Raw genomic sequence first — 13550 nt, forward strand, 5'->3', positions numbered from 1 at the left:
TAGCGTACCGCGATAGACATCGCTAATGCGAAGTGAGTTCGGAGAAGTCGTCCAAGCCCATCGACGAGAGGATCTGCTGTGCGCTGGCGACGGTGGCCTTCTGCAGGTTGTAGACGCGAGTGGTCTTGTCACCCACGTCCAGCGCGCGGGCGCGGCGCGGGTCCTGGGTGGTCACGCCGACGGGGCAGTGGTTGGTGTGGCACTTCTCCGCCTGGATGCAGCCGACCGCGAACATCATCGCCCGCGCAGCGAGGGTGAAGTCGGCGCCCTGGATGATCCGCTTGACGATGTCCATCCCGCTCGCGACCTTGCCGGACGCGCCGACCTTGACCCGATCCCGGACGCCACTGCCGACCAGTGCGTTGTGCACCAGCATCAGGCCCTCGGTCAACGGCATGCCGATGTGGTCCTCGAACTCGAGCGGCGCCGCGCCGGTGCCGCCCTCGGAGCCGTCGACGACGACGAAGTCGGGGGTGACCCCGGTCTCGACCATCGCCTTGCAGATCGAGAGGAATTCCTTGCGCGAGCCGACGCACAGCTTGAAGCCCACCGGCTTGCCGCCGGACAACCGGCGCAGGGTGGAGATGAAGTCGATCAGTTCGAGCGGTGTCGAGAACGCGCTGTGCGACGGCGGGGAGATGACCGTGACGCCGACCGGGACCCCGCGCGCCTCGGCGATCTCGGGGCTGACCTTGACACCGGGAAGTTCACCGCCCAGACCGGGTTTCGCGCCCTGCGACAGTTTGATCGAGATGCACTTGACCTGAGGGTTCGCGGCCTTCTCGGCGAACAGGTCCGGGTCGAAACCGCCGTCGGCGGTACGGCAGCCGAAGTAACCCGAGCCGATCTCCCAGATCAGGTCACCGCCGTGCTTGAGGTGATACCGGCTGATCCCGCCCTCCCCGGTGTCGTGCGCGAAGCCGCCGCGCGCCGCACCGGCGTTGAGCGCCTCGATCGCGTTGCCGCTCAGAGCGCCGAAGCTCATCGCCGAGACGTTGTACAGCGCGATGTCGTACGGGCGGGTGCAGTGCGGTCCGCCGAGCCGCACTGTCGGACGCTCGGCGGGCGCGGCCTTGGCGCGCATCGAGTGGGCGAGGAACTCGTATCCGATTGCGCCGACGTCACGTTCGGTGCCGAACGGCTGCACGTCGAGCACGCCCTTCGCCCGCTCGTACACGGTGCTGCGGGTCTCTCGGTCGAACGGAGTGCCGTCGGTGTCCCGTTCGACGAAGTACTGCTGGATCTCCGGGCGGATCTTCTCCAGCAGGAAGCGCGCATGACCGATCACCGGATAGTTGCGCAGCACACTGTGCTTGCGCTGCAACAGATCCCACGAGCCGACGACCGCCACCAGCAGCAGGATGATCGTGGCCGCGAGCCACCACGGCGACACCTCGAACACCAGCAACAGCGACAGCAACCCGACCGCCCACACGCCCAGCACCGCCAGCCATCGGATCATCTCGATCAGCTCCTCGCCCGCTCGCCCTCGGCGCCGCGGTCTGCCCGCGGCGCTGTCCCGCCAGAATGTCACGCGGCGACGACATCGGCAGGCGACCGTCGGCGACTAGGCTCGCCACCATGCACGAACGCACCAGGTGGCAGGACGAGCGCGACGAGGCGGGATCGCGTGAGTACCTCCGCCGCTTCGACGATCTGGCCGCCAGGGGCGCGGACCTGGACGGTGAGGCCCGGATGGTCGACGCGCTGCTCGCGCGCGATTCGACGGTGCTGGACGCCGGCTGCGGTTCCGGGCGGGTGGGCGCGGAACTGGCCCGCCGCGGACACCGAGTCTGCGCCGTCGACCTGGATCCGACGCTGATCGAGGCCGCGCGGGCGCGCGGCGGGTTGACCGTGTACGAGGCGGACCTCGTCGAGTTCACCGCTCCGGAGGCGCCGTTCGACGCGATCGTCATGGCCGGCAACGTGATGGTCTACCTGGCGCCCGGCACGGAGGCGCAGGTCGTCGACCGGCTCGCGTCGCAGCTGCGCGACCAGGGCGTGCTCGTCGCCGGTTCCGCCACCGACCGGCCCTACATCGTCGAGGAGTTCGACCGGGACCTTGCGGTCGCAGGGCTGGTCGCCGAGTCGCGCTTCGCGACGTGGGACCTGCGGCCGTGGTACGCCGACGCGCCGTGGGCTGTGACCGTTGCGCGAAAGGCGCACCCGAAGTCAGTGCGCTGACACAAAGAATCGTGATGCGCTGGACGCGGGCGACGCCGTCTGCCATTCTCCTGAACGAACGTCCAATGAACGATCGTCCAACGCGGCGGTCGTGTTCGGAACGGGAGTCGGGGTATGTACGCAATTCGCAACTACGTCAACCGTGGGGTGTCGTACCTGGTCGTCACGGCGACCACGGTGGCCGCATCCCAGCTCGGCTGGGGCGACTGCTCGCCGCGCCATTCCCGGCGCTCGCGCAGCTCTCACTGACCATCACTCGGTGACGGCGGCCAGGGTCACCTCCCGATGCTCGGCCAGCCGCCGAGCCTGTTCGTCGATCGCCGCACGGAGCGGCTTCGTCAGGGGCGTCCACGGCGTGATCTGCACGGTCAGCTTGCGCCCGCTGGTGCGCGGCCGCCACAGTCCGACGACCTCGCCGCCGTCGACGATGACGCCGGGACGGCCGAGTACCGGCCACAGCGCCTTGTGCTGGTCGGTGTGCGGGACGAGCAGTTCGCGGTCGCGTAACTGCAGATAGGGGTCGTACGGGCCGAGCAGGCGAACTCCGTGCGGCGCCGGCGGGTCGAGTAGTGCGGGCAGGTCGTCGCCGAGGATCCAGCGTGTTTCGCCGGCGACCGATACCTCGACGGCGTCCGCCGGCCACTGCGCCTTCACATCCTTGACCGGCGCGTCGATGTAGCCGGCGACGTGTTTCGGCGTGGCCGGACCGAAGAACCGCAGGAACCCGCGAACGACGTCGAACCGAGGCTCCGCGTCGGCGCCGGACCCGCCGAAATAGCCGGGGCGCAGCGACGGGATCCGCTCGAGCATTGGGGGAGAGGTGCCCGGCCGCAACTCCAGTCCGGCCTGCAGGGCGGCGAGCCGAAACGGCATCTCGTAGAGGTGAATCGTGTTGCACGGTCGGCAGAAGCGCTGATACGGGTCCGGCAGGCGGTCGGTCAGTGCCGACGACATCGCGCCCTTGACCGTCGGCTCGGTGACGATCTCGCGCATCTGCGTCGCCACCTCGCGCAGCGCCGTCAATGCGGGGATGCCGGCGGCCTTGAGCGGCTTGTTCGCGTCGAAGATGCGCTTGCCGGCATCCGCCTCGGACAGCGGTTGCGTGGCGACGGCGATCGCGGGCAGATCGACCCGTCGATAGCAATGCGGCGCGCCCCGCAGCGTCCACGCCAGCGCCAGCGAGCCGTCGCGGTCCGGGGGAGTGCCGCGCACCCGCAGCGCCCACGAGGCGCCGTCGCCGCCGGTGTCCTGGATGCCCAGGTCGAGCAGTGCGCAGTCGTCCGGAGCGGTCGCCGAGGTGCGGCCGAGCTGGTGGGCATGCCAGCGGAAGGCGAGTACCTGGGAGCGGCTGACCTCGGTGGGCATGGCGCGAGTGTAGGGGTGCGGACCGACAGTTAAGTAGACTCTGGAAACCGTGAGCCTAACCCTCGGAATCGTCGGACTTCCCAACGTCGGAAAGTCGACCCTGTTCAATGCCCTGACCCAGAACGACGTGCTCGCCGTGAACTACCCGTTCGCGACGATCGAGCCGAACGTCGGCCTGGTCGAGCTGCCCGATCCGCGGTTGGGCAAACTCGCCGAGATCTTCGGGTCCGAGCGGATCCTGCCCGCCACCGTGTCCTTCGTCGACATCGCCGGCATCGTCAAGGGCGCCTCCGAGGGCGCGGGCCTGGGCAACAAGTTCCTCGCCAACATCCGCGAGGCCGACGCCATCTGCCAGGTCGTGCGCGTGTTCTCCGACGACGACGTCGTGCACGTCGACGGCCGCGTCGACCCCGCCTCGGACATCGAGATCATCGAGACCGAGCTGGTGATCGCCGACATGCAGACCCTCGAGAAGGCGCTGCCGCGTCTCGAGAAGGAGGCGAAGAAGAACAAGGACCTCAAGCCCCTGCACGAGGAGGCCCTGAAGGCTCAGGCCGTCCTCGACGAGGGCAAGACGCTGTTCAGCGTCAAGGACACCCTGGACTTCGGGCTGCTGCGCGAGCTGCACCTGCTGACCACCAAGCCGTTCCTGTACGTCTTCAACGCCGACGAGGCAGTGCTGACGGACGAGGCGAAGGTCGCCGAGCTGCGCGCGTCCGTCGCCCCCGCCGATGCGGTGTTCCTCGATGCCAAGGTCGAGCACGAACTCCTCGAACTCGACGAGGAGGACCGCCAGGAGATGCTCGACTCGATCGGCCAGACCGAGCCGGGCCTGCACGCGTTGGCCCGCACGGGTTTCCACACCCTGGGCCTGCAGACCTACCTGACGGCCGGGCCGAAGGAGTCGCGCGCCTGGACGATCCACAAGGGCGACACCGCCCCGCAGGCCGCGGGCGTCATCCACACCGACTTCGAGCGCGGCTTCATCAAGGCCGAGATCGTCTCCTTCGACGACCTGGTCGCGGCGGGGTCGATGAACGCCGCCAAGGCCGCAGGCAAGGTGCGCATGGAGGGCAAGGACTACGTCATGGCCGACGGCGATGTGGTGGAGTTCCGCTTCAACGTGTAGAGCCAAATCGCGTGGCTCCTAGTCATTCGCTGATCGCGTGATCAGATGGTTCAGCACTGAACGCGTGTGGAGACGTGCGCTGGCGAAGCGGGCGGGGCTGATGGCTGCGAAGGTCTACCTGCCGTTCCGCCCGGGTGAGGTCCTGATGGAGGCTGGAACCTCAGTCAATGGAACGACTGCCGGAAATGTCGTAGATTCCCGATAATTTGAAGTGCTGCCTAGATAGACAGAATGAGAGGCCTCGCGCCACGTGAATGACGATATGCAATCGCGCTATGCATTGTCGTTCACCAGTGGCGGCCTTCTGTCCCGCGAGGGTGAAACCATCGCAGCGGTCTACCTCGACTCTCACGACTGGCAGGCGACTCGGGCCCGCGTCGTCGACTACAACCTTCTGCAGGCCCGCACCAACTCGTCACTTGTCCGGGTTGCCCGCGAGACCGTTCAGCGACTCGCGGTACTCGGCGACGACGAGATCGCACTGCTTGTCGAGGGCAGCCCGACGGAGCGGCACCACATGATGTGGGCTGCTGCCTGCCGCCGCTACACGCTGATCGGTGACTTCGCCGAAGAGGTGCTGCGCGAGCGTTTCCTGCTGATGACGCCGACGCTCGACGCCGACGACTTCGACCGGTTCATCACCGGCAAGAGCCTCTGGCATCCCGAGCTCGACGGCCTGAAGCCGTCGACGCGGCAGAAGCTTCGGCAGACGTTGTTCCGGATGCTCCGCGAGGCAGGCCTGCGTACCGACCCCGGCGACATCGTCCCCGCCGTAATTTCCGAGCGTGTCATCGAGGCGCTGGACCGCCGCACGCCCAGCGACATGCGATTTTTCCCGACGACCACACCTTTCACATCCTCAGGCGACCAGGTGGAGCGATGACAACGACCCAGCGAAACCTCGCTCACGACGAGAAGCATGTCTATGACGTGTTGCGCAGTGCCCGGTTCTTGAGGATGGAGGGCCTCTCCAAGGAGGTGCCCTTCTTCATCTACCACTTCCCGCCTGCCTGGGACCTGGACGTCGAGGGCATGCGTGATCGGGTGACCACGAAGCTCCAGAGCGACGACGGGATCAGCGTGGTCGAGGTCAATCTCTACGATCTCGCTGTGGATCTCCTCACCGAGCGGGGCGTCTGGGACCGCGTTCTTCAAGCGGAGCCGACGATGGACAAGACCGACTTCCGCGAGATGCTCCAGGGCATGCTCGATCCCCACGATCACCTCGCCCCGGCGATCCGCGCGCGGCTCGACGTCGAGCCGCGAACCGAGGACAACACGACCGTGGTCTTCCTCACCGGAATCGGTGAGGTGTTCCCGTTCGTCCGCACGCACACGGTGTTGGAGAACTTGCAGAGTGTGGTGGTGGGACGCCCGATGTTGGCGTGGTTTCCGGGGACGTACGAGTTCACTCAGTCGGCCGGACATCAGCTCCGCGCGTTGAACCTTGGCGCGAGTGACAGCTATTACCGGGCCAAGGACATTCTGGAGCAGGAGGCATGAGCATGACCACGATCAATGAGGTCTTCGCTAAACCGATCGACCGCTCGATCGAGGGCGTCATCAAGGCCGATGACACCGACCACCTCGCGACCGAGGTCGAGGAATACGTCCTCACCAACGAGGCCGCCAAGGGCGTCGAGCAGGTGCTGGAGGCGTACACGAACTACACGAACGCCAACGGGGTCTGGATCTCCGGTTTCTTCGGCTCCGGTAAGTCGCACCTGTTGAAGATGCTGGCGCACCTCCTCGGCGACATCGACGGGCACGATTACCCGCGAGCGGAGGTGTGTGCGCAGTTCCGTGCAAAGGTCACCGGTGACGAGCTCCTCACCGGGTCGATGGACATGGCCGAGCGAATCGCGGCGAAGAGCCTCCTGTTCAACATCGACCAGAAGGCCACGCTGATCTCGAAGGATCAGAAGGACGCCCTGCTGAAGGTGTTCGTCAAGATCTTCGACGAGTCTCGCGGGTACTACGGCAACCAGGGTCACATCGCCCGTTTCGAACGCGACCTCGACTCCCGAGGCCAGTACGCCGCCTTTCAGGAGTCGTTCGAGCGGATCGCGGGAGTCCCGTGGACGCAGGGCCGCGAGCAGGCGGCGCTCGAAGCAGGCAACATCGACAAGGCCTTCGCCGAGGTCAACGGCTCCGATAGCCCCGGCATCATCCGCCAGTACAGCGCAAGCTACTCGGTGTCGATCGAAGATTTCGCAGACGAGGTAGCGGCCTGGCTCGACCGACAGGCTGACGGCTACCGGTTGAACTTCTTCGTCGACGAGGTCGGCCAGTTCATCGGTGCCAACACCCAGCTCATGCTGAACCTTCAGACCATCGCCGAGTCGCTTGCCACCAAGTGCCGGGGGCGGGCGTGGATCTTCGTGACCTCTCAGGAGGATATGGAGAAGGTCGGCGGCGACCGCACCAAGCAGCAGGCCAACGACTTCTCCAAGATTCAGGCGCGATTCAAGAACCGGGTCAAGCTCACCAGCCAGGACGTCGAGGAGGTCATTCGCAAACGTCTGCTGGCCAAGACCGATGGCGCAAGCTCCGAGGTCGAGGCGATCTACAACGCGGAGCACGCGAACTTCAAGACCCTGTTCGACTTCGTCGAAGGTCGCCACTACGCGAACTACCGCGACGAGCAGCACTTCGTCGGCACGTATCCATTTGTGAGCTACCAGTTCCCGCTGTTCCAAGCTGCAATCGAGTCGATCAGCGACCACAACATCTTCGAGGGCCGCAACAGCTCGGTCGGTGAACGCTCCATGCTTGGCGTCGTCCAGGAAGTCGCCACCGGCATCGCCGGCCAGCCGCTTGGCACCCTCGCATCCTTCGACCGGATGTTCGAGGGTATCCGGGCGTCGCTGAAGTCCGCGAACCAGCGCGCGATCCTGAGTGCCGAGAACGCCTGTGACAGTGGCAAGCTCAGCGCACTCGCGGTTCGGCTGCTCAAGGCGCTGTTCCTGGTGAAGTACGTCGACAGCTTCAAAGCCACACCGCGCAACCTCACCGTGCTGGTTTACGACCGCTTCGGCACCGACCTGACACAGCTCGGCAGGGAGGTCGTCGAGGCGCTGAACACGTTGGAGGCGCAGACCTACATTCAGCGCAATGGCGACCTGTACGACTACCTGACCAACGAAGAGCAAAAGATCGAGCAGGAGATCAAGGATGTCGACATCGACAGCTCCGACGTCTCCGCGAAACTCAACAAGCTGCTCTCGGAGTCGGTGGTGAAGTCTACGAAGGCCACCGCCAAGAGCGGCCAGATCTTCCCCTTCGGCTACAAGCTCGACGGTGTCCCGTACGGCAAGCAGTACGAGCTGTCACTGCACTTCATCAGCCCCGAGACGGATTTCAATCTGGAGCAGATCAAGATGCAGAGCGCGGGGTTGGACGAACTCCGGGTGGCGCTCCCGGCGGAAGCGAACCGAATCCTCGCCGACCTGCGTCTGCTGTTGAAGACGGAGAAGTACATCAAGCGTGCTCAGGGGTCGAGTCGCACCGCTGTGGAGAGCCGGATCCTCAGCGAGAAGGGCTCGCAGAACACTGAGCGGGAGAAGGAGATCGTCGAGCGTCTCCGGGCAGCGGTCGGGGCGTCGACCCTGATCCACAACGCGGGGGTTCTCGACGTGAACGCCACGGATGCGCAGATTCGCATCAACGACGGCTTCGGCAAGGTCATCGCCGCTACCTACACGAACCTCAGCATGCTGGGCGGAAGAACGTTCGGCGAGCAGACTCTGAACGGGCTGGCGAACCCGGCCGAGGGGATCGTCGAGGAGACCGGCAGCATCCTCGAGGTGCCCGCGGGCGATCTGCTGGGGCATCTGGAGTTGCGTGGCAAGCGGCACGAGATGGTCACGATGAAGCAGCTCGTCGCGCGGTACACCACCAAGCCGTACGGCTGGGACCAGTGGTCGGTCGCCGCCGTGGTCGCCTACCTTGCGGGGCAGGCGAAGATCGAGATCCAGGTCGACGGCCAAACTCTCGCCCGCACGGAAATCGTTGCGGCGCTGCGCAATACTCAGCGTTACCCGAATCTGATCGTCGCCCCGCAACGCGTCTACGACCAGAAGATCGTGAACCTGTTCCGCAAGTTCGTCGTCGAGTTCACCGACGACGGCGGCATCACGAAGGACGCCGCGGAACTCGGCCGTGTCGGCAAGGAACACCTCGAAGCGAAACTCGCCGAGCTGAAGGCGCTACGCTCGGGCGCCTCCGTCTACCCCTTCATCGACCAGCTCGACGAACCGATCGAGCTGCTCGCGGAACTGAGCAGCAATCCGGCCGCCTGGTTCGTCGAGCATTTCGTCGGTGCCGATGATCTGCTCGAGGCCAAGGACAACACGATCGATCCGATCAAGGCGTTCCTCAACGGCAACCAGTCCAAGATCTATGGCGATGCCCGCTCGTTCATGCAGACGAACAGCACCAACATCGCCTACCTGCCGGCCGGTGTCGCCGACGAGATCGAGACGGCGCTCGAGGATGCTCAGACCTTCCGCGGTAACAGGACCACGCGGCTGGGCAACGCGGTCACGGCGGTACGGGCGCAACTCGATGGCGTGATCGCCACGGAGCGGGACACAGCGACAGCCAAGATCGACGATTATTGGGTGCAGGTGCCCGGCAGTGCAGCGTATGCTGCCGCGACGGAGGCGGCCCGTCAGTCGGTGACCGCGCGGGCCGAGCAGATGCGGGAGCGGGTTCGGCAGGAGACGCAGATCCCGGCGATCCGCAACGCTGCTGCGCACTTCGTCGACACGGTCTATCCCGCGATTCTCGATGAACTCGAAGCCGCGAGACTGGCCCCGACTCCGAAGCCGAAGGTCTCCGGCGACGACGAATCGAAGGGGCCGGTCACCCCGGATCCTCCGGCGAAGCAGAGCATCTCGATCAAGAGGCTCTCGCTGCCGGGAGCAGGTGGGGTGCTCGAAACCGAGGCACAGATCGATGCCTACCTGAATGAGCTTCGCGCAACTCTGGTCGCGACGATCAACGACAACAAACGCATCACCCTCTGACCGACCCGAATCTCTGCACAAGACACAGGTTTAAGGACGACGCATGGACACCAAGCCACTGGAGAACTTCGCGAAGGCTGCTCGACGCGAACTGCTCGTCGCCGTCGAGGCGCGGGTATCGACGGTGCTTGCCGCCGGGTCGGTCGCGCGCAGCGAGCGCGCCGAGACCGTGCGCTTCCTTGAGTCGGACATCGCCGAGCACGGTCGTGGGCACGTGATCGACAGGGTCGCTTACACCTGGTTCAACCGGCTGATTGCGTTGCGCTTCATGGATGCCCGCGGCTACACGGACGCGGGGGTCGTCTCGCCGGCATCGGGTCAGGACCACGGTCAGCCGGAGATCCTCGCCGACGCGAAGCGCGGTGTCCTCGACTCCGAGGTCGTCAGTGCGCGCGCTCACGAGCCGATTATCGGCCTGCTCGACGGCACCCGCCGCAGCACCGACGCCGAGGGTGAGGCGTATGCACTGCTGTTGACCGAGTACTGCCGGCATTGGCACACGATGATGCCGTTCATGTTCGAGGCCGAGGGTGCCTACACCGAGTTGCTCGTGCCCACAGGCATGCTTGCTGATGGAGCATTGTTGGCCCGCGCTCGTGAGGTGCTCACCGAGGACGTCTGTGATGACGTCGAAGTGATCGGCTGGCTCTACCAGTTCTACATCTCCGAGCGGAAAGACGAGGTATTCGCCGGGTTCAAGAAGAAAAAGAAGGCCGGTGCGGACGAGATCCCTGCCGCCACACAGCTTTTCACCCCGCACTGGATTGTTCGCTACCTCCTGGAGAATTCGCTCGGACGACTGTGGATGCTCAACCGACCGGCCTCGCGACTGGTCGAGCAGATGGACTACTACATCGCGCCGATCGACGAGGAAACCGACTTCCTGAAGGTTTCGGGGCCGGAAGAGTTGACGGTGATCGATCCGGCCTGCGGTTCGGGCCACATGCTCACCTACGCCTTCGACCTGCTGTATGCGATCTACGAGGAGGAGGGCCATGCGCCGTCGGAGATCCCGAGCCTGATCCTCGCCCACAACCTTCACGGCGCCGAGATCGACCCTCGGGCTGGGTCGCTCGCGGCCTTCGCGCTCACCATGAAGGCGCGAGCGAAGGACCGCCGCTTCTTCACCCGTTCGGATGCTCAGCCGAAGATCTGCGTGATCGAGCCGATTTCCTTCACCCCCGACGAGCTGGACGTGCTCATCACGAAGGGCGGGGACCGCGACGCTGAAGAAGCGTTCTGGAATCAGTTCCGTGACGCCGACACGTTCGGTTCGCTGATCCAACCGGACGCGGACGCGACCGCACAGGCTGCGGTGGTTCTGGAAGGACTGAAGGACCAGGAGGAGACCTTCTACTACGACACGCTCTTTCGCGCGCGAAGGAGCGTTGCGCAGGCCGAGGTGCTGAGTCGCCAGTACTCGGTGGTCACGGCGAACCCGCCCTACATGGGCGGGAAGCAAATGAGTGCGCTCCTTTCACAGTTCATGAAGGAGAAGTATCCGACCGGCAAGGCCGACCTCATGGCGGCATTCATGGTCCGCGCTCAGGAGCTCACGGTTCGGCGAGGCACCTGGGGGATGATCAACCTCCCGTCGTGGATGTCGTTGAAGTCGTTCGAAGACCTGCGGCACGACCTGCTTGAGGGCCAACGAATCGTGTCGATGGTCCACCTCGGGCGCGGCATCTTCGGTTCAGACTTCGGATCCGTCGCGTTCGTGATCGACAACGCTCCGGCCAAGTCGGCTCGCGGTGTGTATCGACGGCTCTTCGAGCAGCACGTGGACGTCAGGTCGGTACCTGCGATCGAGGCGCTGTTCCACGACCCTACCTACAACCGCTACGAGGTGGCACAGTCGGACTTCGCCGCGATCCCCGGATCCCCGGTCGTCTACGGCTCAGTGAAAAGATGCGGGCGGTTTTCACCGCTGGCAAGTCGCTCGGCGCTGTTGCTTCGCTGGCCGTAGGCCTCCAGACAGGCGACAACAACCGGTTTCTTCGCCTCTGGTGGGAAGTCTCGGGCACCCGCACCGCGTTCAGTTGCACATCACGTGAAGAGGCCGCGGCAAGCGGCGCACGCTGGTTTCCGTACAACAAGGGCGGCGAGTTCCGGAAGTGGTACGGCAACCACGAGTACGTGCTCAACTGGGAGCACGACGGCGCAGAGATCGTCGCTTTCAAGCCACGCTCGGTGATTCGCAACCCTCGAACATACTTTTCACCGTCAGTGTCATGGTCCAAGATAAGCAGCGGAGCCCCGGCTTTCAGGTCCTACCCTGCTGGATTCATCTATGACGTGGCAGGCACCTCGATCTTCGCGGCCACGGACTCGGAGCGTGCTGGCTTGCTCTCGTACACGAACTCGCACGTAGTGCTTGAGCAGCTCGCTGCGATCGCTCCGACGCTCAACTACGAAGTGGGACAGGTCGCGGGCCTCCCAGTCGCGGACGGTACCGCGGAGAGCGGAGCGGCCCGCGCCGTAGCGGCAATCGCCGAGGCCAAGTCTGATTGGGACGATTTCGAGACATCGTGGGAGTTTGCGAGAAGTCCGCTCGTCGCGCAGTTCGAACGCGGATAGTCGTCGATCCACTTCGCCCGGCGTTTGGTGTTGTCAGACAAGCGTGACCAAGGGATTGCGTTCGAAGTTCCACGAGGTCTCAGAGAGATCCCAATCTATTCGAGACGTCTCAACCAAGTGTTCCACGGCATCGGTCGGGAGTTTCGTGATGCCAGGAGAAACCGGAACCAGCCCGACATACCCGATGTGGAAGTGCATGGTTGGCGCTAGGACCTTCATCACCTCCATTACGTACTTCGAGTTCAGGAGCAATGCGATCTGTCCTAGGAGGTCTTCCGCTCCGAATCCCGAGTGTCCCGTCGAGTCGTGAACGAAACCTGCTGGGTAACGCCGGAACGCGGCCTCCCCTGACGAGATGTCGGACCATGACACTGACGGTGAAAAGTACGTTCCTGTGTTCTGGGCGCGGGACCTCGGCCGACCGCCGTCCTCTGTCCCGAATGTGCGTATCTCTGCGCCGTCGTGCTCCCAGTTGAGCACGTACTCGTGGTTGCCGTACCACTTCCGGAACTCGCCGCCCTTGTTGTACGGAAACCAGCGTGCGCCGCTTGCCGCGGCCTCTTCACGTGATGTGCAACTGAACGCGGTGCGGGTGCCCGAGACTTCCCACCAGACGCGAAGAAACCGGTTGTTGTCAGCGGTTGCCAATCCCTGTCGCAAATCGGCTACGGCACTAAGCCGCCGGCCCGTTGCGAAGGACCCCAGCATCTTTTCACTGAGCCAGTAGACGATCGGTGCGCCCGGAATGGCCATGAAATCTGCGTCCGACGCCAGGTGGAAGCCCGCATCCTTGGTCCGGACCTCAAGGGCGGTCCTCAGTGCGGCGGCCTTCTCCGCTTCGGATGTTCCATCGACGAGGCGGATGAAGGTGCCGGCACGCTCGCGGGCAGAACCTCGGCTCTCCGGCGGCACGTTCGACAGGACGAACGCAGTCGAGGAGACGACCTCGCCTCCGATCGAGTCGAAGGCGCGAGCACCGAGGTGCAGCATCGAGGCGATTCGCTGATTCATGAGGAGCGAGGCGCGCAACTTCTCGTATGAGCTGAGGAACATCCACGACTGCATGGTGATCATTGCCGCCGCTCCGCGCGGCCGTGCGAGGCTGGCGCAGCGTTCGATGAAGGCGGCGAAGAGGTCGGACTTGCTGTCCGGGTACTCGTCCTTCATGAACTGTGTTGCGGCGAGCCCCGCAAGCTCACCCGCGCGGGCGCTCAGACGTGCCACATCACCTCGCCGCGCTTCGGTGACCGCCGTCGATGGCTACC

At 64.8% G+C, this 13550-nt stretch carries 11 protein-coding genes; 8 read left to right on the forward strand and 3 right to left on the reverse strand.

Annotation, left to right across the window (positions count from 1 at the left end; translation table 11 throughout):
* Positions 1–22: 22 nt before the first annotated feature.
* Positions 23–1462: an FMN-binding glutamate synthase family protein gene (locus G4X40_RS20175; RefSeq protein WP_332844345.1), complete on the reverse strand. Its 1440-nt coding sequence runs from the start codon at positions 1460–1462 to the stop codon at positions 23–25.
* A gap of 119 nt (positions 1463–1581) precedes the next feature.
* Between G4X40_RS20175 and G4X40_RS20180 the strand changes: the two genes are divergently transcribed.
* A complete protein-coding gene (locus G4X40_RS20180) occupies positions 1582–2184 on the forward strand; it encodes a class I SAM-dependent methyltransferase (RefSeq protein ID WP_277835174.1) in 603 nt (200 codons plus the stop codon).
* A 114-nt stretch (positions 2185–2298) separates the two neighbouring features.
* Positions 2299–2433 (forward strand): hypothetical protein, encoded by a 135-nt coding sequence (locus G4X40_RS20185; protein WP_277835176.1) that lies wholly within the window; start codon positions 2299–2301, stop codon positions 2431–2433.
* 3 nt (positions 2434–2436) lie between these two features.
* Here G4X40_RS20185 and G4X40_RS20190 read toward each other — a convergent pair whose 3' ends face one another.
* Positions 2437–3549 carry a winged helix DNA-binding domain-containing protein gene (locus G4X40_RS20190; protein WP_277835177.1) on the reverse strand — a complete coding sequence of 371 codons (1113 nt, stop codon included), beginning with the start codon at positions 3547–3549 and terminating at the stop codon, positions 2437–2439.
* Between the two features lie 49 nt (positions 3550–3598).
* Between G4X40_RS20190 and ychF the strand changes: the two genes are divergently transcribed.
* From ychF to G4X40_RS20220, 6 genes are all read left to right on the forward strand, one after another.
* Positions 3599–4678: a redox-regulated ATPase YchF gene (ychF, locus tag G4X40_RS20195; RefSeq protein WP_277835179.1), complete on the forward strand. Its 1080-nt coding sequence runs from the start codon at positions 3599–3601 to the stop codon at positions 4676–4678.
* Between the two features lie 262 nt (positions 4679–4940).
* Complete coding sequence (locus tag G4X40_RS20200) at positions 4941–5561, forward strand: DUF1819 family protein (protein WP_277835180.1); 621 nt, start codon at positions 4941–4943, stop codon at positions 5559–5561.
* A complete protein-coding gene (locus G4X40_RS20205) occupies positions 5558–6181 on the forward strand; it encodes a DUF1788 domain-containing protein (protein ID WP_277835181.1) in 624 nt (207 codons plus the stop codon). The genes G4X40_RS20200 and G4X40_RS20205 overlap by 4 nt, the downstream gene beginning before the upstream one ends.
* 2 nt (positions 6182–6183) lie before the next feature.
* Positions 6184–9708, forward strand: a complete 3525-nt coding sequence (gene brxC, locus G4X40_RS20210) for a BREX system P-loop protein BrxC (RefSeq protein ID WP_277835182.1) — start codon at positions 6184–6186, stop codon at positions 9706–9708.
* 43 nt (positions 9709–9751) lie between these two features.
* Positions 9752–11674, forward strand: a complete 1923-nt coding sequence (pglX, locus tag G4X40_RS20215) for a BREX-1 system adenine-specific DNA-methyltransferase PglX (RefSeq protein WP_277835183.1) — start codon at positions 9752–9754, stop codon at positions 11672–11674.
* A complete protein-coding gene (locus G4X40_RS20220; RefSeq protein ID WP_277835184.1) occupies positions 11617–12285 on the forward strand; it encodes a hypothetical protein in 669 nt (222 codons plus the stop codon). Before pglX ends, G4X40_RS20220 begins: the two co-directional genes overlap by 58 nt.
* Positions 12286–12318: 33 nt before the next feature.
* Here G4X40_RS20220 and G4X40_RS20225 read toward each other — a convergent pair whose 3' ends face one another.
* Positions 12319–13509 carry an Eco57I restriction-modification methylase domain-containing protein gene (locus tag G4X40_RS20225; RefSeq protein ID WP_277835185.1) on the reverse strand — a complete coding sequence of 397 codons (1191 nt, stop codon included), beginning with the start codon at positions 13507–13509 and terminating at the stop codon, positions 12319–12321.
* Positions 13510–13550 lie beyond the last annotated feature (41 nt).

Source organism: Speluncibacter jeojiensis (assembly GCF_029589495.1).
Lineage (GTDB): Bacteria > Actinomycetota > Actinomycetes > Mycobacteriales > Mycobacteriaceae > Speluncibacter > Speluncibacter jeojiensis.